The sequence below is a fragment of the Acidimicrobiales bacterium genome, assembly GCA_040219515.1.
Lineage (GTDB): Bacteria > Actinomycetota > Acidimicrobiia > Acidimicrobiales > Aldehydirespiratoraceae > JAJRXC01.
This window is the reverse complement of sequence record JAVJSI010000004.1, coordinates 200,333-222,954: the sequence shown is the minus strand read 5'-3', so window position 1 is coordinate 222,954 and position 22,622 is coordinate 200,333. Positions and strand designations below refer to the sequence as shown.

Here is a 22,622-nt window from a genome sequence, read left to right as displayed (position 1 = left end):
CTCTCAGCGCCCGGCGCGTCGATCAACGCGGCGCCCCCGCGCGGCTCAGCCCCAGGGGGTCGGGGGCGCCAGTTCCGCGGCGGCGGCCGCGCGGACGCGGGCGGCATCCAGCACCGCGGCCAGATCGTCGGGCAATGGGCTCGAACAGTCCACCGGCTCGCCCGTCTCCGGGTGCGGGAACGCCAGATGCGCGGCGTGCAGGAACTGACGCCCGAGGCCGAACGGGTTCGGGCGCCGGCAGTAGACCGGATCGCCCACCACGGGCAGCCCCTCGGCCTCGAGGTGCACGCGGATCTGATGGGTGCGCCCGGTGTCCAGGCGGGCCTCCATCAGGCTGAAGTCGGCCAGCGCCTCGATGCGCCGCAGGTGGGTGAGCGCCTCGCGCCCCTCCCCCTCGCGCACGTGGGTGGACATCCGCGTGCGGGTGCGCCGGTCTCGGCCGATGGGCCGCTCGACGGTGCGCGCCGCGGGGGCCTGCCCGTGCACCAGCACCAGGTAGCGGCGCTCGATCTCGCGCTTTTTCATCATCCGCTGCAGGCGCCGGTGGGCGCGCTCGGACTTGGCCACCACCAGCAGCCCGGAGGTGTCGCGGTCCAGGCGGTGCACGATCCCGGGGCGGGTGGGGTCGTCGCCGCCGGCCACCGCGTGGGCCAGCAACCCGTGCACCAGCGTGCCGGCGCCGTGTCCGGCCGAGGGGTGGACCACGACGCCCGCAGGCTTGTCCACCACGATCAGGTGATCATCCTCGAACACGACGCCGAACGGCACGCCGGCCTCGGGGACGAGCGCCGACAGGGGTGCCTGCTGGGGCTCCACCTCCACCATCTCGCCCACCGCGAGGGTGTGGCGCTTTGCGCGCACGGTGCCGTCCACCCGCACCCGGCCCCCCTCGATCAGGCGCTGGGCCTCGGCGCGGCTCCCCACGGCATCGAGCCCTCCCACGGCGGCGTCCAGGCGCCGGCCGTCCCACTCGGGCCCCACCGTCACCCGCAGGGGCGCGGGCGGGCGGTCGCTCACGCCGCGGGGTCGGGCTCGGGACGGGGCTCTTCGCGCAGCAGCCCCAGCACGATCAGGCCGGCGCCGACGACGATCCCGACGTCGGCCACGTTGAACGCCGGCCAGCCGACGACGTCCACGAAGTCCGTGACCGCCGCGTGGCGCACGCGGTCGACCAGGTTGCCCAGGCTGCCGCCCACCAGGAGGCCCGCCCCGGCCGCAACCAGCGGGTTGCGCGACACCAGGCCGGCCAGGGCGATGGCGATGGCGCACAACGCCACGACCGTCAGCACCGCGACGATGGTCGCCCGGCCGGGGAACAGCCCGAAGGCGATCCCGGTGTTGTTGACACGGGTGAGGTCCAGGCCCGGCACCAGATCGATGCTCTGGCGCATGTCGAGGCCTGTGCGCACCAGGATCTTGGTCAGCTGGTCGGCCGCGAACACCAGCCCCGCAAGCGCGACCGCCCACAGCCAGCGCGACTGGACCTGGCGCCGCTGGCGGCGCTCGATGGCGCGCCCGATGGCCTCCCGCGTGCCGGTGGAGCTCATGGGGTGCCCCCGGTGAACTCGGCCAGCGACTCGGCCACGGCTCGCGCGATGTCTGCCGGATCCCCGTCCACCTCGATGAGCTTACGCGCCCCCCCGGACCCCTTGCGCAGGCGCACCGCCGGGGCGCGCACGCCCGCGCAGTCGGCCAGGTAGGCGCAAAGGGCGGCGTTCGAGCGCCCCTGGTGGGGCGGGGCTGCGATCTGGACGCGCAACGCCCCCGCCTGTACCCCCACCGCGCGGGTCGCACGGGACCGCGGGACCGCCTTGACCGCGATGACCGCGCCCGTGGCGGTGCGGGTGAGCCACTCGGGGTCCTGTGCGCGTGCGGCGGGTACGGTCGCGGGTCCTCGGACTAGAAGAACGACAGGACCAGGCCGCGCAGGATGTAGAGCACCAGGATCGCCAGGATCGGCGAGAGGTCGAACATCCCGATGGGCGGGATGAAGCGGCGGAAGATGTTGAGGTACCAATCGGTGCTCTGGTGGACGAAGTTCCACACGGCGCGCAGCGGCCCGTCCACCGGCGGCCGCGGCACGAACGACAGGATGATCCGCATGAAGATCACGATCAGGAACACCGTGAACAGCGCGCTCACATAGAGCTCGACCTGATCCATCACCCGCCCGTCCGCTTCGGCTTCATCGAGCCATCATCACAGCTCGGCGGCACGCCGGGCCGCGGCGCGCACGGCGTCGGCCACGTGGGCGCGCACCGCGCCCCGTTCCAGCACCGCGATGCCCTCGATCGTGGTCCCGGCCGGCGAGGAGACGCTCTGGCGCAGGGTGGCGGGATCGTCGCCCCCCGCCAGCAGGGCCGCGGTGCCCGCGATCACCCCGGCCACCATCGGCCGCGCCTGTGCGCGCGAGAGGCCGGCGGCGACGGCCCCCTCCTCCAGGGCCTCCGCCACCACCGCCACCAGCCCCGGCCCCGAGCCGGCGAGGGCGGTCGCCACCGGGAAGAGGGCCTCGGGCAGCTCCACCACGGCGCCCAGGGGCGCCAGCAGGCCGTCGAGCATCCTCCGGCCCGCACCATCCACGCCGCGGTGGGCCACCGCCACCACGCCCGCGCCGTGGCGCACAGCGAGGTTGGGCATGGTGCGCACCAGCGCCACCCCGGGCAGGGCTCCGGACAGCCGGTCCAGGTCCCAGCCGGCGGCCACCGACAACACCACGGCCCCCGGGAGCAGCGACGGCCGGACGGCCTCCAGCACGGCGCCGAGGTCCGCCGGCTTGACCGCCACGCACACCAGGTCGGCCCCGGCCGCGGTCGCCGCGTCCGTCACAGTCCCGCCCGACTCGGCCACGGCGCCCTCGGCGGCGGCCGGGGATGCGTCGGCCACCCGCAGGCCGGCGGCCGCGGCGGGCGTCCCGCGCACGATGCCGGCCACCAGGGCCCGGCCCATGGCGCCAGCGCCGATCAGCCCGAGGGTGGGTGCGCCCGAGTCGCTCAATACTGGTTGAAGAAGCCCTTCTCCAGCAGGCGCGCGCGCTCCTCGGCCGACACCTCGACGTTGCGCGGGGTCAGCATGAAGACCTTGTCGGCCACGCGCTGCATCCCGCCGTCGAGGGCGTAGGTGAGGCCGCTGGAGAAGTCGATCAGGCGCTTGGCCAGATCGGTCTCGGCGCTCTGGAGATTCAGGATCACCGGCACGCCGGCCTTGAACCGGTCCGCGATCTGCTGGGCGTCGTTGAAGCTCTTGGGCACGACCAGGTGGACCTCGGACGGGTGAGCGCGGTTCTCGACCGCGCGCATGACCGGGGCCCGGCCCCGCGGCGCCTCGTCGGCGAAGATGTCGTCGAAGTCGTTGTCGCGCCGGCGCGGCCCCAGCCGGCGCACGTTCGGCCGCTCGCGGTAGCTGCGCTCGAGGTCCTCATGGGCGCTGCTGCGCCGGTCCCGGTCGCGCCCCCGGTCGCGCTCGCGCTCGCCGCGTTCGTCGTAGCGGCGGTCCTCGTCGTCGAGTTCGTCGTCGTAGTCGTCCGGCTCATCGGCCATGCCGAAGTAGACGAGAGTGCGGTGCCAGAGGTCGCTGACGGCCATCTACAAGATCCCCGTGCCGGTGGTTCCGCTGTCCGCGAGGAGCCCGCGCCCGACGCGCACCATGGTGGCACCCTCCTCGGCGGCCACGACATAGTCCTGGCTCGTGCCCATGGAGAGGTCGCGGAAGTCGTGACGGCCGGCCCACTCGGTGCGCAGGTCCTCGGCCAGACGGCGGGTCCGGTCGAAGAACGGACGGCTGTTCTCGGCGACGTCCTGCTTGGGGGGCATGGCCATGAGGCCACCGATCACGAGGTCGGCATGGACCGACACGTCCTCCACGAATGCCCGCACGCTCTGCGGCAAGATACCACCCTTGGTCGACTCCTCGGCGATGTTGAGTTCGACAAGGACCCGCACCTCACCTTCCGCGCGCCGGGCGATCTCGGCGGCGAGCCTCTCCGAGTCGAGGGAGTGGATCAGCCGGACGGCCGGGAGGATGTCGCGCACCTTCTTGCGCTGGATGTGGCCGATGAAGTCGAAGGTGAGGGCGCCGGCGGCCACCTGCGCCCTGGCCGTGAGGTCCTGGAGGCGGTTCTCCCCCACCACGCCGACGCCCGCCGCGATCAGCGCGGGCGTGTCCTCGGCCGGGATGTACTTGCCCGCCAGCACCAGCTCCACGGCGCCGGCGCCGCGGCCCGACACCCGGGCGGCGGCGTCCAGCTCCTCGCGCACCCGCCCCACGGCGGCCTCCAGCGAGGCGGTGTCCAGCGGGCGGTCGGGGCGCTCGGTCATCGCCACACCATGCCGCACTGGCGCCCGCACACGCCGTCCGCACCGCGGTACGAGAACAGCGCGTCCGGGTTGCAGCGGGTGCAGCGGTCGACCACGGTGATCGCGCCGGCATCCACCCCGGCATCGAGCAGTGCCGCGACCGCGGCGCCCGGCAGGTCCAGGTGTGAGCCGCGCCCCACCGACGGGCCGAAGCGCGCGATGAACGGCTCCCGCACATCCTCGGAGACCTCGTAACAGCAGGGCCCGATGGCCGGGCCGACGGCGGCGCCGACCCCCTCCCCGCCGGCAAGTTCCCGCACCACCGCCTCGATCACCCCACCCACCAGGCCACGCCGGCCGGCGTGGGCGGCGCCCACCCGGGTCCCGTCCATCCGCCACACCAGCACCGGTACGCAGTCGGCGGCCAGCACCATCAGGCCGAGACCTTCGGCCCCCGTGACCGCGGCATCCCCGCAGGGGCGCTCGGGCGGGGCCTCGGCAACGGGGACGACCTCGGCCCCGTGGACCTGGCGCAGGGAGACGACGCGCGCGGGATCCAGCCCGGCGCGGGCCGCCAGGCGCGCGCGGTTGGCCGCCACGTCCTGGGGCCGGTCGCCGACGTCCGGCGACAGGTTCAGCGAGGCGTACGGGCCCGCGCTGACCCCGCCGGCGCGCGTGGTGAACAGCGCCCGGGCGGCGCAGCCGGTGTCCACCTCGATCACCTCGTCCGGAGACGATGCGTGTTCGCTCACCGCTCACCCCGCGCCGCCGCCAGCGCCACGGCCAGTTGCCCGGCGGCATCCGGCGTGGCCCCGTCGAGCATCGCCGCGCGCGCGGCCAGCAGCCCTCGGCCGATGGCGGGCCCGGGCGCGATGCCGGCCGCGCGCAGGTCGTCGCCGTCGATGGCCGCCCGCCGGTCGCGCGCGTCGGTCCACCAGCGCGCCACCCCCGCCGCGCCGCCGGCGAGGGCCCCCACGCCGAAGGCCGCCGGGGTACGGCCCAGGGCGGCGTCCACCTCCGACAGGCGCCCGATGGGCGCGAGGCCCGGAGCCGCCGACCAGCCCGCGTCGACGGCCAGCGCGGCCTCGCGCGCCCATCCGGGCAGCGCGGACGATCCCACCGCCTCCGCCCGCACCCCGGCGCCCAGCCGGGCCGCCCAGGCCGCGAGGTCGGGCGCGCCCCTGGCGGCCAGCGCCCGGTCGACCGCCTCCAGCCGCGCCGGCGCGTCCGGTAGCACCCAGGGCACGCCCAGCCGGTGCAGCACCGACAGCGCACCACCGGCCACCGCCTCGCACAACAGGCGACCGAGTTCGTCGGCCACCCGGGCCGACCCGAGGTCCAGCGCCGGCGCCGCCAGGGCCGCCTCGGCCGCGGTGCCGGCCTCGAGCGTCAGCCCCAGACGTGCGACGTAGCGCGCGGCGCGCACCAGGCGGCTGGGGTCCTCGGCGAACGACCCCGGCCGCAGGGTGCGCACCAGGCGGGCGTCGAGGTCGACCCGCCCCCCGTGGGGGTCGTGCAGGAGGCCGGCCCCCTCGCCGCTGAGGCCCAGGGCCATGGCGTTGACGGTGAAGTCGCGCCGGGCGAGGTCGTCGGCCAGCGTTCCCGGCTCCACCTGCGGCAGCGCTCCGGGGTGCGGATAGCGCTCGCGGCGGGCCCCCACCAGGTCCACCCGGCCCTCGGGCAGCGCCACCTCGGCGGTGCCGAACCGGGGGAAGTGGTCCACCGGCGCCCCCAGCGCCCTGCCGAGGCGGCGGGCCAGCGCCGGCGCGTCGCCCACCACCACCAGGTCCACCTCGTCGCCGGGCGCCACACCCAGCAGGGCGTCGCGCACGGCCCCGCCCACCACCATCACGGTGTCCTCCCCGAGGGCGGGCAGCACCCGGGCCAGGAGCGGGTGGGCGTACAGCGTGGCCGCGAGCGGGTCAGCCACGGCCGCGGAGGGCGCTCGTCGGACTATCATCGGCGGCGTGAGCAACGACGACACGACCCGGAAGCTGTCGGACATCGCGCCGGTCGACCCCGATCTGGTGGCGGCCCTCGCGCGCTTCGAGCACCTGTCCTACCAGGAGCTCACCGCGGCCTTCGAGGAGCACACGGCGCGCTTCAAGGCGTGGGTGGAGGACCCCGCCAACGAGGGCCGCCCCATCCGCGAGTGGCCCGGGTACCTCGACCGCATCGCCATCGACGCCCACATCGAGCGGCGCACCTGGATGGAGTAGGGCTCCCACCCTCGCTGGGCCGCCGCTCAGGCGGCGGGGAGCACCGCGACGGCCTCGATCTCCACGCGCGCGCCCAGAGGCAGCGCGGCCACGCCGATGGTGGACCGGGCCGGGGGGTCGGCGGTGAAGACCTCGCCGTAGACGGCGTTCATCGCGGGGAAGTCGCCGGCGATGTCGACGAGGAAACACGTGCACTTGACCACGTGTCCGGGGCCGGCGCCGGCGGCCTCCAGGATGGCCAGGAGGTTGTCCAGCACGCGCCGGGTCTGGACCGCGACGTCGCCCTCCACCAGGGCGCCCGTGGCGGGGTCCACCGGGACCTGGCCGGAGATGAACAGGGTCTCGCCGGGCGGTACCGCCACGGCCTGGTTGTACGGCGCGCCCGCCACGGGTGCGGGGGCGGCCTCGGTGCGGATGATCCTCATCGGCCGGACGCTACTACAGCCGCACGGGCACGCCCGCCCCGGCCATCGCCCGCTTGACCTGCTCCACCGAGTAGACCCCGTCGTGGAACACCGACGCCGCAAGCACGGCATCGGCGCATCCCGCCGTGACGGCCTCGGCGAAGTGCTCCAGGGTGCCGGCGCCGCCCGATGCGATCACGGGCACGGGCACCGCGGCCGCGATGGACGACAGCAACTCGGTGTCGAACCCCACCTGCGTGCCGTCGCGATCCATGCTGGTGACCAGCAGCTCGCCGGCGCCACGCCCGGCGGCCTCCACGGCCCAGGCCACGGCCTCGCGGCCGGTCTCGAGTCGCCCGCCGTTGAGGTAGACCTCCCACCCGGAGCCGTCGGCCCGCCGCTTGGCATCGATCGCCACCACGATGCACTGGGCGCCGAAGCGCTCGGAGGCCTCGGTGATGAGGCCGGGGTCACGGACGGCGGCGCTGTTGAGCGAGACCTTGTCGGCGCCGGCGGCCAGCACCGCGCGGATGTCCTCCACCGAGCGCAGGCCGCCGCCGATGGTGAACGGGATGAAGACCTGCTGAGCGGTGCGCCGGGCGAGCTCGACGATCGTCGCCCGCCCCTCGTGCGAGGCGGTGATGTCCAGGAACACCAGCTCGTCGGCGCCCTCGCGGTCGTACCGGGCCGCCAGCTCCACCGGGTCACCGGCGTCGCGCAACCCCACGAAGTTCACGCCCTTCACCACCCGGCCGGCATTGACGTCCAGGCAGGGCACCACGCGGATCATCCGGCGCCCGCCAGCGCTCCGAGGGCCTCGGACACCGTGAAGCGGCCCTCGTACAGGGCACGGCCGACGATCACTCCGGTGATGGTGGGCACCCCCAGGTCGCGGAGCTTCACCAGGTCGTCCAGGCTCGAGATGCCACCCGAGGCGATGATCTGCAGCGGCGGCGCCGAGTCGGCCAGGCGGCGCAGCGCGGCCAGGTTCGGTCCGCCCAGCGTGCCGTCGCGGCTGATGTCCGTGTAGAGCAGGTGCCGGACGCCGGTGCTCACCAACTCCTCGGCCACATCCCATGCGTCGCGGTCCGAGACCTGGGTCCAGCCGTGCGTGGCCACCTTGCCCTGGCGCGCGTCGAGGGCGACCACCAGGCCGTCGCCCAGGCGGTCGATGGCCCATCGCAGCAGGTCCGGGTCGTCCAGGACGGCGGTGCCCACCACCACCCGGTCGACCCCGGTGGCGACCGCCGTCTCGATCGCGGCCCGCGAGCGCAGGCCACCGCCCATGTGCACGGTCCCCGGGAAGGCGGCGGCGATGCTCGCCACCAGGGCCGCGTGGACGGGCCGGCCGTCCAGGGCACCGTCGAGGTCGACGACGTGCAGGCAACTCGCCCCGCCGCCCGCGAAGTCGCGCGCCTGGGCCACCGGGTCCTCGTTGAAGACCGTGGTCTGGTCGAAATCGCCCTGACGCAGCCTGACCGCGCGCCCCGCGCGCAGGTCGATGGCCGGATACAACGTGATGCTCACCCGCTCACCTTCTCCCGATCCAGATCCGTCAGCCAGCGGCCCAGCAGGCCCAGCCCGGCGGCGCTCGACTTCTCGGGGTGGAACTGCACCCCGGCCACGCCGTCGCGCCCCGCCGAGGCGCAGAAGCGCACCCCGTGCCCGGCCGTCCCGAGGACCATGCCCGCGTCTGCCGGCACGCAGGCGTAGCTGTGCACGAAGTAGTAGGTGGAGGCGGCCGGCGCGGGATCCTCGGGCGCCAGCGCGCACCCGGGCGCCCAGTCCACGTGGCTCCAGCCGATGTGGGGCACCTTGCGCTCGGTGCGCAGCCTCCGCACCGTACCCGCCAGGAGCCCCAGGCCGGCCACGCCGGGCGCCTCCTCGCTCTCCTCGAACAGGAGTTGCAGACCCAGGCAGATGCCCAGCACGGGCACGCCCGCGGCCGGCGCCGCCGTCACGGTCTCGTGCAGCCCGGCCGCGCGGATGCGCGTCATCGCCTGCCCGAAGTGGCCCACGCCGGGCAGCACAACGGCGTCGAAGCCGGCGGGGTCGACCGGCTCGGTCACCACCGACACCGCGGCCCCCAGCAACTCCAGCGCCTTGGTGGCGCTGAGGAGGTTGCTCATCTCATAGTCCAGCACCGCCACGCGCGGTGGGCCCGTCACAGGCTCCCCTTGGTGGACGGCACGCCCGTCACGCGCGGGTTGGGCGCCACGGCCGCGGCCAGCGCCCGGGCCAGCCCCTTGAAGGCGCCCTCGATGGCGTGGTGGGTGTTGCCGGGCGCCAGCAGGCTCAGGTGCAGCGTCATGCCGGAGTGGTTGACCACGCCGCGCAGGAACTCGCCCACCAGTTCGGTCTCGAACCCGCCGATGACCGCGACCGGCAACGGCAGGTCCAGCGCCAGGAAGGGCCGCCCCGACAGGTCGATCGCGGTCCGGACCAGGCACTCGTCCATCGGCACCAGGGAGTGGCCGTAGCGCTCGATGCCGCGCCGGTCGCCGAGGGCGCCCGCCAGGGCCTGGCCGATGGTGATGCCGACGTCCTCGACGGTGTGGTGCGAGCCGGTCTCGAGATCGCCGCGCGCCTCCACGTCGAGGTCCACCAGCGCGTGCCGGGCCAGCAGGCTCAGCATGTGGTCGAAGAAGCCGACGCCGGTGGCCACGGTGGCCACGCCGGAGCCGTCCAGGTCCATGCGCACGCGCACGTCGGTCTCGCCCGTCACCCTGTGCGCCTCGCCGACGCGGCTCATGAGCCCACCCGGGCCTCGGCCGATCGGGCGTGCTGCTCGAAGCCCTCGGCGCGCGCGAGGGTGGCGAGCGCCGGCGTGAGGGCCTCCACGGCGCCGTCGGTCATCTCCACCACGGACATCCTCCTCAGGTACGTCGCCGGCCCCAGGGCCGACGCGTAGCGGGCCGCCCCGCCCGTGGGCAGGACGTGGTTACTGCCTGCAACATAGTCGCCGAAGGCGGTGGCGCAGTTCGCGCCGATGAACACGGCCCCCGAGCGCGTGATCCGCGCGGCCACCGCGCGGGGGTCTGCCGTGGCGATCTCGAGGTGCTCGGCGGCGAAGGTCTCGGCCAGGGCCACGGCGCCATCGAGGTCCTGGCAATCCACCAGTGTCACGGGCCCCTCGGGCGACGGCATCCCGTCGAGGGCGGCGGCGACGGCGTCGATGCAGGCCGGCGCGGGGCTGACCAGCACGGCCGGCGAGTCGGGCCCGTGCTCGGCCTGGGCCAGCAGGTCCAGTGCGACGGAGCGGGGGTCGGCCGAGGCGTCGGCGATGATCAGGACCTCGCTGGGCCCCGCGATGCCGTCGATCCCCACCCGCCCGGCGGCCTGGCGCTTGGCCTCCTGCACCCAGGGGCTCCCCGGGCCGACGACGACGGCCACCGGGGCGATGCTCTCGGTGCCCCAGGCCAGGGCCGCCACCGAGGCCGGGCCGCCCACCGCGTAGACCTCGTCCACCCCGAGGATGGCGCAGGCCGCCAGCACGCCGGCATTCGGGCGCCCGTCGGGGCCGGGCGGGGTGACGACGACGATCCGCTCGACGCCCGCGACCTTCGCGGGGACGACGGTCATCACCACCGTCGAGGGGTACGGCGCCCGGCCGCCCGGGACGTAGCAGCCGGCGGCGTCCACGGGGATCCAGCGCGCCTGCACGCGCTGCCCGGCCGGGAGGACGACCTCGTGGTCGGCGGGCATCATCGCCTCGGCGTAGGCCCGCACCTGGGCGGCGGCCGTGGTGATGGCGGCGCTCATGCGCCCGGTGGTGCGGGCGAGGGCCTCGGCCAGCACCTCGCCGGGCACCCGGATCGCGCCGGCGCTGAAGTCGGGGCAGTCGAAGCGGCGCGTGATGTCCACCAGGGCCGCGTCGCCGCGGCTGCGCACGTCGGCCGCCACGGCCGCCACGCCCTCGGCCACGCCGGCCACATCCGCGGCCGGCCGCAACCCGGCCGCCATCTCGTCGTGCGCACCGGGCGCCATACGCAGCCGGCGCACCAGGCCGGGAGCCGCGCTCACCTCGCGACCGCGGCGGCCATCGCCGCCACCACCGGGCCGATCTCCTCGGCCCGCAGGCTCATGGCGACCCGGTTGGCGATCAGGCGCGCCGTCGAGTCGAAGATGTGCTCGCGCTCCACCAGGCCGTTTTCACGCAGCGTGCGCCCGGTGGCCACCAGATCGACGATCCCGTCCGAGAGCCCCACAAGGGGAGCCAGCTCCACGGAACCGTTGACCTTCACCACCTCCACCGGACGGCCCGTCCCGGCGAAGTACTCGGTCGCCGCGCGCGGGTACTTCGTGGCAACGCGCAGGACGCCCAGGTGCTCCAGGGCCCCCGGAGTGGGGTCGGGGCCGTCGATCGTCGCGTAGGCCATCCGGCAGCCGCCGAAGCCGAGATCCAGCAGTTGCACCACCTCGGGCTCGCGCTCGCGCAGGACGTCCACGCCGGCGATGCCGAGATCAGCGGCGCCTGCCTCCACGTAGGTGGGCACGTCGCTGGGACGCGTGGTGATGTAGGTCACCCCTCCCGCGGCCTCCACCACCAGGCGGCGGCCGGCATCGCGCAGGGGCGACACGTCGAGCCCCGCGGCCTCCAGCACCTCCACCGAGCCGTCCAACAGTGCTCCGAGCGGCACGCAGATCCTCACTCGGTGAACTCCCTCAGGTCGGCGCAGATGCGCTTCTCGCCCCACGCGCGGTCGGACACGGCGAGGGTGCCGCCGTACTCGGGGCGTGCCACGTACCGCCAGCCCTCGGCGGCCGCCAGCGCGTCGGCGCGGTCGCCGTCATCGGCACCCAGCGCGATCACGGTGACCCCGGCGGCGCGGGCGTCGGCCGCGGGCTCGGCGTGGGTGTCCAGCCCGCCCACCAGCACCACGCCCGCGCGCAGGGCGGGATACGAGCCCCGTACCTCCAGCACGGCCCGGTGGAGTTGCTCCAGCGCCACGGCGAAGCCGATCGCCGGCCGCGGGGCCCCGAAGCGCTCCGCCAGCCCGTCGTAGCGCCCGCCCACCGCCAGGGGCTCGGACGCGCCGGGGGCGTAGGCCTCGAAGACCACCCCGGAGTAGTAGGACCAGTCGCGCAGCACGCCCAGGTCCACCCGCAGCTCGCGGTCGACGCCGTGACGCGCCGCTGTGGCGACGGTGCGCTCGAGCGATTCGCAGGCCTCCCGCGCCGACGGAACCGTTTCGCGGATGCGGTCCAGCACGGTGACATCGCCGCTGAGGGTGGGCAGGTCCGCCAGCAGCGCCGCCCCCTCCTGCGCCAGGCCCGCCGCGCCCACCCGCTCGCGCCAGCCCACGAGATCGCGCTCGGACAGGGCGCGCCCGAGGGCGGTGCGGGTGGCGGTGTCCACCCCCAGCCCGTCCATGACCGCCCGCGTCAGCGACACGTCGCCGAGCGCGATCCGCGGCCGGCGGACCCCGGCCGCGCGCAGCGAGCCGACGAGCACCGCGATCACCTCGGCATCCGCGCCCGGGTGGGCGGCGCCGACCATCTCGATGCCGGCCTGGCGCAGCTCGGTGGCGCGCGGGCGGCCCGGCCGCGGGGGCCGGAAGGCGCTGGCCACGTACGAGACGCGCACCGGACCCGGGTGATCGGCCAGGCGCGTGGCGACCAGCCGGGCGACGGGGATGGTGAGGTCCGGCCGCAGCACCATCACGCGGCCGGCCTCGTCGAACAGGCGGTAGGCGTCGTCGGAGGCGCCGGCCTGCGCGCGGTCCACCGCCTCCGCGTACTCCAGCATCGGCGTGGCCACCTCGCGGTAGCCGGCCAGGGCCACGTGGGCGCGCCAGCGGTCGGCCACCTCGCGCAGCTCCTCGGCCTCCACGGCCAGGATGTCGCGCGCGCCCGCCGGGATGCGGGGCGGCACGGGGACCGGCTCAGTCACTGATGCGCTCGATGTCGGCCCCGACGGCCCGCAGGCGGTCGTCGATCGACTCGTATCCGCGGTCGATCTGGCCCACGTTGCCGATGGTGGTGGTGCCCTTGGCGGCGAGGCCGGCGATGAGCATGGCCATGCCGGCGCGGATGTCGGGGCTCTCCACCCGCTCCCCGTAGAGCGTCGCCGGGCCGCTGATGACCGCGCGGTGCGGGTCGCAGAGGATGATCCGGGCCCCCATCGCCACCAGCTTGTCCACGAAGAAGAGCCGGTTCTCGAACATCTTCTCGAAGATCATCACCGTCCCGTGGGTCTGGGTGGCGACCGCGACGGCGATGCTCGTGAGGTCGGCCGGGAAGGCCGGCCAGATGCCGTCGTCGATCTTCGGGATGGCGCCGCCCTCGTCGGAGACCACCCGCAGATCCTGGTCGGGCGGCACGCGCAGCGAGGTGCCGTCCATCTCGACCCGGATGCCCAGCCGCGCGAAGGTCAGGTTGATCATCCGCAGGTCGTCCTCGCGGATGTCTGGGATCGTCAGGTCCGAGCCGGTGATGGCTCCGAGGCCGATGAACGAGGCGATCTCGATGTGGTCGGGGCCGATGCGGAAGCGGCCGCCGCCCAGCCGGTCGACGCCCTCCACGATCAGCAGGTTGGTGCCGATCCCCTCGATGCGGGCCCCGAGTTCAACCAGGAAGTTGGCCAGGTCCTGGACGTGCGGCTCGCAGGCGGCGTTGCTGATGAGCGTCCGGCCGGGCGCCAGCACCGCGGCCATCAGAGCGTTCTCGGTGGCGGTGACCGACGCCTCGTCCAGGAAGATGTCGGCCCCCGACAGCCCGTTGGAACGCAGGCGGTAGGAGCGCTCCACCTCGCAGACGGCGCCCAACTCGCGGAAGGCGAGGATGTGGGTGTCCACGCGCCGCCGGCCGATGAAGTCGCCGCCGGCCAGGGGCAGGTCCACCGAGCCGCAGCGCGCCAGCAGCGGACCGGCCAGCAGCAGCGAGGCCCGCAGGCGCCGGCAGAGCTCAGGGTCCAGCTCCGTGGTGCGCACGCGCTCGGCGCGCAGCGAGATCGCGTTGTCGCCGACATCGCGGATGTCGACGCCGAGGTCGTCGAGCAGCGCCAGCATCGCGTGCACATCCAGGATGTCCGGCACGTTCTCGAGCACCACCTCCTCATCTGTGAGGAGGCAGGCGGCGAGGATGGGCAGCGCGGCGTTCTTGTTGCCGCTCGGGACGATGGTTCCCGAGAGGGGGCGCGCGCCCCGGATGACCAGCATGTCGGTGCTCACGAGCGGGCTGACCGGTGTCCTGTGTCGCGGTTTCGCACGGCGTCGGGCCCCTGCCCCACCGCGGACGCGCGGGGCCGCCACGGACGGTGCCGGTCGGCGGATGCGCGGGCCGCAGAGAGCGCGGGCACGGCGGTCGGGTCCGCGCCGATTCCGGGGGCGGAGACTAGCAGCCGCACACCGCGGCCACCGCCTCGCGCAGGCGCGTGACATCGCCGTGACACCAGTGGAATCCCCAGGAGGCCCGGAGCGCGGGCGGGTGCTCGAGCCACCGCACGATCACCCCGCGCGCCGCCATCCGCGCGCAGGCGCGCGCGGCGTCGTGACCCTCGAGCGCGAAGCTCAGCAGCCCCGCCTGGGGGCCCTCGGGGGTGAGGACCTCAAGGCCCGGGATGTCCGACAGGGCCGCCCGCGCCGCCGCCGCGCCGGCGAGGATGCGCTCGTGGACCGCGGGCCACCCGGTCTCCTCGAGCCAGTCCAGTGACGCGGCCCAGCCCGAGAGCAGGGGCATCGGGGGCGTGGACATCTCGAACCGGCGGGCGCCCGGATGGGCGCTGAGGCCGCCGTCCGGGGTGTGCGCGGTGCCGCTCTCGTAGCCGGAGAAGGCGATATCGAGCCGGTCCTGGGCCGCGTCGGCCACCCACACGGCGCCGAGCCCCTCGGGGCCGTACAGCCACTTGTGGGCGGGGACCGCGTAGACGTCAGCCCCGAGCGCCCCGACATCGACCGGGATCGCGCCGGCAGACTGGGCGCCGTCCACCACCACCAGGGCGCCCGAGCCCGCGATCGCCGCGGCCGTCGCGGCGATGTCCAGCACCGCCCCGGTGCCGTAGGCCACGTGCGAGAGCGCCACCATGCGCGTGCGGGGGCCGACGAGCGCCGCCACCGCACCCGGCAGGTCATCGTGGGCCTCCCGGGACGGGATGTGGTGCAGGCGCACCCCGCGCCGCCGCGCCAGCACCCCGAGGGGCACCGAGAGCCCGGGGTGCTCGAGCGCGGTGGTGATGACCTCGTCGCCCTCGTGCCAGTCGAGACCCCAGATGGCCACGTTCAGCCCATTGGTGGTGTTGGAGGTCAGCCCCACCTGCCTGGGCACGGCCCCGAGCAGCCCGGCCACCCGTGCCCGCAGGCGTGCGGCCACGCCCTCCATGCGCATGACGGCCTCCAGCGTGCCCCGGCCGCGCTCGGCTCCCAGGCGCAGCGCGTCGACGCTCGCCGCCACCGCGGGCTCGGGCAGCGGCCCCGCGCCCCCGTGGTTGAGGTACAGCTCCGGGCCGGCGCAGACCCCCAGGGCGGCGCGGACCGAGGGCAACCAGCCCGGCTCGTCCTCTTCGAACCTCACAGGGGGCCCTCCGGCGCCGCCCCGGGCGCCGGGTCGTCCTCGGCGGTCAGCTCACGGATACGGGCCTCCGACGCGGCCAGGCGCTCGCGGCACACCGCCAGATGCACCCGCCCGCGCTCGAAGAGCGCCACGGCCTCCTCCAGCCCGACCGCCCCGGTCTCGAGGCGGGACACCACGGCATCGAGCTCGGCCAGCGCCTCCTCGAAGGTGCTCGTCCGCTCCGCCTCCTGCCCACCCCCGTCGGGAGTGTCCGTCATCTGTCCCCCTCCACACGCACGCCCACACGTCCGTCGTGCAACTCGACCTCCCACCGGTCCCCCGGGCGGGCGGGGGCGCCGTCGGTCACCACCCGTCCCTCGGAGCGCACGATCGCATACCCCCGGGACAGGGTGGCCGCCGGCGACAGCGCGCCGAGAAGCCCCTCGGCACGCGCCAGCCCCGAGCGCGCGGCGGCGAGGCGGTTCTCCATCGCCCGCTCCATCCGCGCCGAACGCCCGGGCAGAAGCTCCCCCGCGGTGTGTGCCGCACGCGCGAGCCCCCGATGCAGGCGCTCGGAGCGCCCCTCCAGGCGCCCCCGGCCCGCGGTGCCGGCACGACGCAGCCCGTCCGCCAGGCCCGCCCGCGCCTCACCCAGATCGCGCCGGGCGGCGGCGCCGATCCGCTCCACGCCCGCGGCCATGGCGGCCTGGGCGTCGGCCAGGTGGGCCAGGGCCGCCTCGCGGGAAATCGTGACCGCGACCGCGGCCGCGGTGGGGGTGGCACACCGCAGGTCCGCCACCTCGTCGCACAGCGTCACATCGCGCTCGTGACCCACCGCCGAAACGACCGGCACCGGGCACGCCGCCACCGCGCGGCACACCGGCTCGGAGTTGAACGCCATCAGGTCGTCCAGCGACCCGCCCCCGCGCGTCACCACCACGACGTCCACCTGCGGCTCCGCGCCGGCGCGTGCGACGGCCCGCGCGATCCGCACCGGCGCGTCGTCGCCCTGAACCTGCGTGCCCGCGATGGCCACCCGCACGCCGGGGTTCCGTGCGACGGCGGTGCGCACGAAGTCATCCCGGGCGGCCCCGGTCAGGGAGGTCACGACGCCGATCTCACGCGCCAGCACGGGGACCGGCCTGCGACGCGCCGGGTCCAGCACGCCGTCGGCGACAAGGCGGGCCCGCAACTCGGCGATCCGCGCCCGCAGCAGGCCCTCGCCGGCCGGCTCCATCACCTCCACCCGCATGCTCACACGAGAGCGCTGGCGGAAGAACTCCACCCGGCCGTGAGCGTGGACCAGCATCCCCTCACCCGGGCGAGGCACGATGCGATCGAAAACGACCGCCCGCATCGAGGCGTCCATCACATGCTGCCCGCGCAGGCGGAAGTAGACCTGAGAGCCGGCGCGCCGGACGTCCTCGATCTCGGCCTCCACCCAGAAGGCCCGGACGTCCTCGAACCGCGCCGCCACGGCGGCCGTGACCTCCTCCAGGCTCCAGACCCTCCTGGACCCGATGACCTTCACGCCACGCCTCCCGCTTCGCCACCGCCGGCCCCACAAACGCAAACGGCCACGGAATGATCCGTGGCCATCTGACGCTACTGCATGAACTAATCCCGGCGGCGACCTGCTCTCCCGCGAGCCTTCGCTCGGAGTACCATCGGCGCTGAGGGGCTTAACGACTCTGTTCGGAATGGGAAGAGGTGTTTCCCCCTCGCTAAGACCACCGGGAACTCTTGAGGCATACCCTCAAGACTGCATAGCGGCAAATCGGTGTGCAAAAAATGGTCAAGCCCTCGGCGGATTAGTACGGGTCTGCTGAACGCATTGCTGCGCTTACACATCCCGCCTATCAACCAGATGGTCTATCTGGAGCCTTACCCCCTCGAAGGGGTGGGAGATCTCATCTTGAGGTGGGCTTCCCGCTTAGATGCTTTCAGCGGTTATCCCGTCCAGACGTAGCTAGCCAGCAGTGCCGTTGGCACGACAACTGATACACCAGAGGTCTGTTCATCCCGGTCCTCTCGTACTAGGGACAACTCCTCGCAAATCTCCAGCGCCCACCGCAGATAGGGACCGAACTGTCTCACGACGTTCTGAACCCAGCTCGCGTACCGCTTTAATGGGCGAACAGCCCAACCCTTGGGACCAACTCCAGCCCCAGGATGCGACGAGCCGACATCGAGGTGCCAAACCCTCCCGTCGATGTGGACTCTTGGGGAGGATAAGCCTGTTATCCCCGGAGTACCTTTTATCCGTTGAGCGACGGCAATTCCACTCTCTACCGCCGGATCACTAAGGCCTACTTTCGTACCTGCTCGACCTGTCAGTCTCGCAGTCAAGCTCCCTTATACCTTTACGCTCTACGCACGATTTCCACCCGTGCTGAGGGAACCTTTGCGCGCCTCCGTTACAATTTGGGAGGCGACCGCCCCAGTCAAACTGCCCACCTGAAACTGTCCGAGAGCCGGATCACGGCCTCCCGTTAGAAGCTCAGAACATCCAGGGTGGTATCCCAAGGGTGGCTCCACGGCAGCTAACGCCACCGTTTCACAGCCTCCCACCTATCCTGGACAGGATGTCCCAAACCCCAATATCAAGTTGCAGTAAAGGTTCACGGGGTCTTTCCGTCTTGCGGCGGGTAATCGGCATCTTCACCGATACTACAATTTCACCGAGTCCCTCGTTGAGACAGCGCCCAACTCGTTACGCCATTCGTGCAGGTCGGAACTTACCCGACAAGGAATTTCGCTACCTTAGGACCGTTATAGTTACGGCCGCCGTTTACCGGGGCTTGGTTTCAAAGCTTCGCCCGAAGGCTAACCTCTCCACTTGACCTTCCGGCACCGGGCAGGCGTCAGCCCCTATACGTCGTCTTACGACTTCGCAGAGACCTGTGTTTTTGGTAAACAGTCGGTTGGGCCAATTCTCTGCGGCCTCCTCGGGCTCCTGGCGCGAAGCCTATCACCCTACCGAGGCGCCCCTTATCCCGAAGTTACGGGGCCATTTTGCCGAGTTCCTTAACGAGGGTTCTCTCGATCACCTTGGTATGCTCTACCTGCCCACCTGTGTCGGTTTTGGTACGGGCGCGTTCCAACTCCCTAGAGGCTTTTCTTGGAGGCATGGAATCGACGACTTGCCGGCTAATGCCGACCGACATCCCCTCTCGGAGTATATGAGCCCCGGATTTTCCTGGGGCTCCTCCTACCGGGTTGTCCGAGGACTACCAGCGCCTCGGTTCGCCTATCCTTCCCCGTCCCCCCTTCGGTGATAACGCTGGAGACGCGGTACAGGAATATCAACCTGTTATCCATCGCCTACGCCTATCGGCCTCGGCTTAGGTCCCGACTAACCCTGAGAAGATTAGCTTTACTCAGGAACCCTTGGGCAAACGGTGGAGGAGTTTCTCACTCCTCTTTCGTTACTTATGCCTGCATTCTCACTTCTCCGCGCTCCACGGTGGCTTGCCGCAACCGCTTCACTGCACGAAGAACGCTCTCCTACCGCTCCGTCCGAAGACGAAGCCCACAGCTTCGGGGGCCGGCTTGAGCCCCGTTACATTATCCGCGCACGAGCATTTGACCAGTGAGCTATTACGCACTCCTTAGACGAATGGCTGCCTCTAAGCCAACATCCTGGTTGTCTGTACACTCGCACAACGTTTTCCACTTAGCCGGCGCTTGGGGCCCTTAGCTGGTGGTCTGGGCTGTTTCCCTCTCGACTACGAAGCTTATCCCCCGCAGTCTGACTCCCCTGCTCTGGAGTCGTGGCATTCAGAGTTTGTCTGACTTCGGTAACCTGGTAGGGCCCCTAGGCCAAACAGTGCTTTACAACCACGACTGAACGCAGGAGGCTATACCAAAATATATTTCGGAGAGAACCAGATATCACCGAGTTTGATTAGCCTTTCACTCCGATCCACAGGTCATCCCCGCCGTTTTCAACCGACGTGGGTTCGGCCCTTCACGAGGTCTTACCCTCGCTTCAGCCTGCCCATGGATAGATCACTCGGTTTCGGGTCTGCCGCATCCGACTAAAGCGCCCTATTCAGACTCGCTTTCGCTACGGCTCCGCTTACGCTTAACCTTGCCGGATACGAGCAACTCGCAGGCTCGTTATGCAAAAAGCACGCCGTCACTGGACTAGCCAGCTCCGACCGCTTGTAGGCACGTGGTTTCAGGTACTATTTCACTCCCCTCCCGGGGTACTTTTCACCTTTCCCTCACGGTACTAGTTCGCTATCGGTCGTCAGAGAGTACTTAGCCTTGCGGGGTGGTCCCCGCAGATTCCGACCGGGTTTCCCGTGCCCGGTCGTACTCAGGTGCCAACGAGGGAGTGCGCACACTTTTGCCTACGGGGCTCTTACCCTTTGTAGCCAGCCGTTCCAAGCTGCTCGGCTAACATGCGCATTTGTAACTCCCCGGTTGCGCTGCGGCGCAACCACGTTGGTCCTACAACCCCGGATCAAGCTAAGCCCGCAGGCATGGCACTTGATCGGTTTGGGCTGATCCCCGTTCGCTCGCCACTACTAAGGGAGTCGAGGTTTCTTTCCTTTCCTCCGGCTACTGAGATGTGTCACTTCGCCGGCTTACCTTCACCCGCCCTATGTGTTCAGGCGGGGATACGCGCGCATTACCACGCGTGGGTTTCCCCATTCGGAAATCCGCGGGTCAAAGGTTGTTCAGCACCTCACCGCGGCTTATCGCAGCCGTCCACGTCCTTCATCGGCTTCTGACGCCAAGGCATCCACCACGTGCCCTTCATATCTTGACCAATATGTAGAGCACACCTACTGCCGCTATGCAGTTTTCAAGGTACGCCCGTCGCCCGGAGGCGACGGATGAAGAGCGATCGGGCCCCCGAAAGGAGGCCGGATCCCTCAAGACTGAACAGCATGAGCCGGCGCGATGGTGTTCCGCGTGTCATGAACCCTTGTAATTAGGATGTTCACACGGACATCGGTGCCGGCAGCCAGGTCGTCGACGTTGATCTAGGGCTTCTGGCTCGCTCGGTGTGACCCGAGGGAGCTCAACGATGGCGAACCATCGGAGCCCTGGCGACGCTATTGCGCCGCTATCCCTAGAAAGGAGGTGATCCAGCCGCAGCTTCCGCTACGGCTACCTTGTTACGACTTCACCCCAATCGCTGACCCCACCTTCGACGGCTGCCTCCCTTGCGGGTTAGCCCACCGGCTTCGGGTGTTGCCAACTTTCGTGGTGTGACGGGCGGTGTGTACAAGGCCCGGGAACGTATTCACCGCGACGTTGCTGATTCGCGATTACTAGCAACTCCGACTTCATGGAGGCGAGTTTCAGCCTCCAATCCGAACTGGGACCGGCTTTATGAGATTCGCTCTGCCTCGCGGCTTTGCAGCTCTTTGTACCGGCCATTGTAGCACGTGTGTAGCCCTAGACATAAGGGGCATGATGACTTGACGTCGTCCCCACCTTCCTCCGGTTTGTCACCGGCAGTATCCTATGAGTCCCCGGCATTATCCGCTGGCAACATAGGACAGGGGTTGCGCTCGTTGCGGGACTTAACCCAACATCTCACGACACGAGCTGACGACAGCCATGCACCACCTGTGAACGTGCTCCGAAGAGGGACCCTGTTTCCAGGGTTTACACGCACATGTCAAGCCTAGGTAAGGTTCTTCGCGTTGCGTCGAATTAAACCACATGCTCCGCTGCTTGTGCGGGCCCCCGTCAATTCCTTTGAGTTTTAGCCTTGCGGCCGTACTCCCCAGGCGGGGCACTTAATGCGTTAGCTACGGCACGGAATCCGTTAGAAGACCCCACACCTAGTGCCCAACGTTTACGGCATGGACTACCAGGGTATCTAATCCTGTTTGCTCCCCATGCTTTCGCTCCTCAGCGTCAGTTCCGGCCCAGAGCACTGCCTTCGCCGTTGGTGTTCCTCCTGATATCTGCGCATTCCACCGCTACACCAGGAATTCCATGCTCCTCTACCGGACTCTAGTCACCGCAGTATCAGATGGCGTCTCAGGGTTGAGCCCTGAGTTTTCACATCCGACTTACGGAACCGCCTACGAGCTCTTTACGCCCAATAAATCCGGACAACGCTTGGTCCCTACGTGTTACCGCGGCTGCTGGCACGTAGTTGGCCGGACCTTCTTCTGTGACTACCGTCATTTTCGTCGTCACTGAAAGTGGTTTACAACCCGAAAGCTGTCATCCCACACGCGGCGTTGCTGCGTCAGGCTTTCGCCCATTGCGCAATATTCCCCACTGCTGCCTCCCGTAGGAGTCTGGGCCGTGTCTCAGTCCCAGTGTGGCTGATCGTCCTCTCAGACCAGCTACCCGTCGATGCCTTGGTGAGCCGTTACCTCACCAACTAGCTGATAGGCCGCGAGACCCTCCTAGAGCGCCTGAGCATTTCTTCACTCGGCCATGCGGCCATGTGAAGGCATCCGGTATTAGCCGTCGTTTCCAACGGTTGTCCCAGTCTCTAGGGCAGGTTTCTCACGTGTTACTCACCCGTTCGCCACTGTCCCCCGGAGCAAGCTCCGGGATCTCGTTCGACTTGCATGTGTTAGGCACGCCGCCAGCGTTCGTCCTGAGCCAGGATCAAACTCTCCGTCGAGATCTCCAGACCAGCCGAAGCCGGTCCTTGAATCGGGTTGCCGTTCCTCCAACCATCGGGCAAGCCCGACGATCGCATGGAGGAACCGCGTACTGAGAGCCGGCCACCGCTGGCTGCAGTGACCATTTTGTTTTGCCACCTCACCCTCGGAACGAATCCCGGAGATGAAGTGGCGTGGCTCGCCGAGGCCGTTGAGGGTCCTCGGCATTTTGAATTGACAGATGCCAATTTGGATTGCGAAATCCAAAAAGTCACCCGCACTCGCTTTTGCGTCCGTCTCTTCCGTTTTCAAGGAGCGATCGACACCGTGTCTCGAGTAGACCAAGTGGTCCGGTTGAGACTGTGCCGGGCACGCCGATCGAGGTGACTCGATTCAGTCGGTGCCTTTTGCAGAAGCTTCCAGGGGCTATTGCCCACAGAGGCGAGTTGTCACGCTATCGGGAGGGAGCAGGAGCGTCAACCCCCGCCAACCCGATTTTCCGAGTGTTTCCTCGTCGTGTCGACTTGGTTACACCTTCGAGCGCTGGGGCACGCTATCGGGGCCAGGCAGGTCGCGCGCCCCTCCGCTTGTGTGAACCACGTCACATGCTGGCGCCGACACTGC

At 70.8% G+C, this 22,622-nt stretch carries 21 protein-coding genes and 3 rRNA genes; 1 reads left to right on the top strand and 23 read right to left on the bottom strand.

Features of this window, described 5'->3' with window-relative positions; translation table 11 throughout:
* Positions 1-45 precede the first annotated feature (45 nt).
* From RIB98_02190 to RIB98_02155, 8 genes are all read right to left on the bottom strand, one after another.
* Entirely contained in the window at positions 46-1,017 is a 972-nt protein-coding gene (locus tag RIB98_02190) for an RluA family pseudouridine synthase (GenBank protein ID MEQ8839764.1), read from the bottom strand.
* Positions 1,014-1,547, bottom strand: a complete 534-nt coding sequence (gene lspA / locus RIB98_02185) for a signal peptidase II (GenBank protein ID MEQ8839763.1) — start codon at positions 1,545-1,547, stop codon at positions 1,014-1,016. The genes RIB98_02190 and lspA overlap by 4 nt, the downstream gene beginning before the upstream one ends.
* 352 nt (positions 1,548-1,899) lie before the next feature.
* On the bottom strand, positions 1,900-2,163 hold the full coding sequence (locus tag RIB98_02180) for a YggT family protein (GenBank protein MEQ8839762.1): 264 nt from the start codon (positions 2,161-2,163) through the stop codon (positions 1,900-1,902).
* 36 nt (positions 2,164-2,199) lie between these two features.
* Positions 2,200-2,997, bottom strand: a complete 798-nt coding sequence (gene proC / locus RIB98_02175; protein MEQ8839761.1) for a pyrroline-5-carboxylate reductase — start codon at positions 2,995-2,997, stop codon at positions 2,200-2,202.
* Positions 2,994-3,584 carry a cell division protein SepF gene (locus RIB98_02170; protein MEQ8839760.1) on the bottom strand — a complete coding sequence of 197 codons (591 nt, stop codon included), beginning with the start codon at positions 3,582-3,584 and terminating at the stop codon, positions 2,994-2,996. Before RIB98_02170 ends, proC begins: the two co-directional genes overlap by 4 nt.
* Positions 3,585-4,316 (bottom strand): YggS family pyridoxal phosphate-dependent enzyme, encoded by a 732-nt coding sequence (locus RIB98_02165; protein ID MEQ8839759.1) that lies wholly within the window; start codon positions 4,314-4,316, stop codon positions 3,585-3,587.
* Positions 4,313-5,047 (bottom strand): peptidoglycan editing factor PgeF, encoded by a 735-nt coding sequence (pgeF, locus tag RIB98_02160; GenBank protein MEQ8839758.1) that lies wholly within the window; start codon positions 5,045-5,047, stop codon positions 4,313-4,315. Before pgeF ends, RIB98_02165 begins: the two co-directional genes overlap by 4 nt.
* On the bottom strand, positions 5,044-6,225 hold the full coding sequence (locus RIB98_02155; protein ID MEQ8839757.1) for a hypothetical protein: 1,182 nt from the start codon (positions 6,223-6,225) through the stop codon (positions 5,044-5,046). Before RIB98_02155 ends, pgeF begins: the two co-directional genes overlap by 4 nt.
* 37 nt (positions 6,226-6,262) lie before the next feature.
* Between RIB98_02155 and RIB98_02150 the strand changes: the two genes are divergently transcribed.
* A complete protein-coding gene (locus tag RIB98_02150; GenBank protein ID MEQ8839756.1) occupies positions 6,263-6,514 on the top strand; it encodes a hypothetical protein in 252 nt (83 codons plus the stop codon).
* 26 nt (positions 6,515-6,540) lie between these two features.
* Here the strand turns inward: RIB98_02150 and RIB98_02145 are convergent, their stop codons facing one another.
* The 15 genes from RIB98_02145 to RIB98_02075 all read right to left on the bottom strand — a co-directional run bounded on the left by RIB98_02145 (position 6,541) and on the right by RIB98_02075 (position 22,018).
* On the bottom strand, positions 6,541-6,939 hold the full coding sequence (locus tag RIB98_02145) for a Rid family detoxifying hydrolase (GenBank protein MEQ8839755.1): 399 nt from the start codon (positions 6,937-6,939) through the stop codon (positions 6,541-6,543).
* A gap of 13 nt (positions 6,940-6,952) precedes the next feature.
* Positions 6,953-7,696: an imidazole glycerol phosphate synthase subunit HisF gene (gene hisF / locus RIB98_02140; GenBank protein MEQ8839754.1), complete on the bottom strand. Its 744-nt coding sequence runs from the start codon at positions 7,694-7,696 to the stop codon at positions 6,953-6,955.
* An 8-nt stretch (positions 7,697-7,704) separates the two neighbouring features.
* Positions 7,705-8,445: a 1-(5-phosphoribosyl)-5-[(5-phosphoribosylamino)methylideneamino]imidazole-4-carboxamide isomerase gene (gene hisA, locus RIB98_02135; protein ID MEQ8839753.1), complete on the bottom strand. Its 741-nt coding sequence runs from the start codon at positions 8,443-8,445 to the stop codon at positions 7,705-7,707.
* Positions 8,442-9,068: an imidazole glycerol phosphate synthase subunit HisH gene (gene hisH, locus RIB98_02130; protein ID MEQ8839752.1), complete on the bottom strand. Its 627-nt coding sequence runs from the start codon at positions 9,066-9,068 to the stop codon at positions 8,442-8,444. Before hisH ends, hisA begins: the two co-directional genes overlap by 4 nt.
* 14 nt (positions 9,069-9,082) lie before the next feature.
* A complete protein-coding gene (hisB, locus tag RIB98_02125; protein ID MEQ8839751.1) occupies positions 9,083-9,670 on the bottom strand; it encodes an imidazoleglycerol-phosphate dehydratase HisB in 588 nt (195 codons plus the stop codon).
* On the bottom strand, positions 9,667-10,941 hold the full coding sequence (gene hisD, locus RIB98_02120; GenBank protein MEQ8839750.1) for a histidinol dehydrogenase: 1,275 nt from the start codon (positions 10,939-10,941) through the stop codon (positions 9,667-9,669). The genes hisB and hisD overlap by 4 nt, the downstream gene beginning before the upstream one ends.
* The gene (gene hisG / locus RIB98_02115) at positions 10,938-11,558 is read right to left on the bottom strand and encodes an ATP phosphoribosyltransferase (GenBank protein ID MEQ8839749.1); all 621 of its coding nucleotides are present in this window, start codon (positions 11,556-11,558) and stop codon (positions 10,938-10,940) included. The genes hisD and hisG overlap by 4 nt, the downstream gene beginning before the upstream one ends.
* Positions 11,559-11,566: 8 nt before the next feature.
* Positions 11,567-12,793: an ATP phosphoribosyltransferase regulatory subunit gene (gene hisZ / locus RIB98_02110; GenBank protein ID MEQ8839748.1), complete on the bottom strand. Its 1,227-nt coding sequence runs from the start codon at positions 12,791-12,793 to the stop codon at positions 11,567-11,569.
* A gap of 10 nt (positions 12,794-12,803) precedes the next feature.
* Complete coding sequence (gene murA / locus RIB98_02105; protein ID MEQ8839747.1) at positions 12,804-14,090, bottom strand: UDP-N-acetylglucosamine 1-carboxyvinyltransferase; 1,287 nt, start codon at positions 14,088-14,090, stop codon at positions 12,804-12,806.
* 163 nt (positions 14,091-14,253) lie between these two features.
* Complete coding sequence (locus tag RIB98_02100; protein MEQ8839746.1) at positions 14,254-15,429, bottom strand: aminotransferase class V-fold PLP-dependent enzyme; 1,176 nt, start codon at positions 15,427-15,429, stop codon at positions 14,254-14,256.
* On the bottom strand, positions 15,426-15,686 hold the full coding sequence (gene xseB / locus RIB98_02095) for an exodeoxyribonuclease VII small subunit (protein MEQ8839745.1): 261 nt from the start codon (positions 15,684-15,686) through the stop codon (positions 15,426-15,428). The genes RIB98_02100 and xseB overlap by 4 nt, the downstream gene beginning before the upstream one ends.
* Complete coding sequence (gene xseA, locus RIB98_02090) at positions 15,683-16,939, bottom strand: exodeoxyribonuclease VII large subunit (protein ID MEQ8839744.1); 1,257 nt, start codon at positions 16,937-16,939, stop codon at positions 15,683-15,685. Before xseA ends, xseB begins: the two co-directional genes overlap by 4 nt.
* A 90-nt stretch (positions 16,940-17,029) precedes the next feature.
* Positions 17,030-17,146: ribosomal RNA gene (gene rrf, locus RIB98_02085) — 5S ribosomal RNA — on the bottom strand.
* A 53-nt stretch (positions 17,147-17,199) separates the two neighbouring features.
* A 23S ribosomal RNA gene (locus RIB98_02080) occupies positions 17,200-20,188 on the bottom strand.
* 310 nt (positions 20,189-20,498) lie between these two features.
* A 16S ribosomal RNA gene (locus RIB98_02075) occupies positions 20,499-22,018 on the bottom strand.
* Together the 16S, 23S and 5S rRNA genes form the textbook arrangement of a ribosomal RNA operon.
* Between the last annotated feature and the right edge of the window lie 604 nt (positions 22,019-22,622).

Excerpts from the sequence above, each read along its gene's own strand:
- lspA (MEQ8839763.1), bottom strand. The coding sequence starts at position 1,547 with ATGAGCTCCACCGGCACGCGGGAGGCCATCGGGCGCGCCATCGAGCGC.
- hisB (MEQ8839751.1), bottom strand. The coding sequence starts at position 9,670 with ATGAGCCGCGTCGGCGAGGCGCACAGGGTGACGGGCGAGACCGACGTG.
- RIB98_02180 (MEQ8839762.1), bottom strand. The coding sequence starts at position 2,163 with ATGGATCAGGTCGAGCTCTATGTGAGCGCGCTGTTCACGGTGTTCCTG.
- RIB98_02145 (MEQ8839755.1), bottom strand. The coding sequence starts at position 6,939 with ATGAGGATCATCCGCACCGAGGCCGCCCCCGCACCCGTGGCGGGCGCG.
- xseB (MEQ8839745.1), bottom strand. The coding sequence starts at position 15,686 with ATGACGGACACTCCCGACGGGGGTGGGCAGGAGGCGGAGCGGACGAGC.
- RIB98_02170 (MEQ8839760.1), bottom strand. The coding sequence starts at position 3,584 with ATGGCCGTCAGCGACCTCTGGCACCGCACTCTCGTCTACTTCGGCATG.
- RIB98_02165 (MEQ8839759.1), bottom strand. The coding sequence starts at position 4,316 with ATGACCGAGCGCCCCGACCGCCCGCTGGACACCGCCTCGCTGGAGGCC.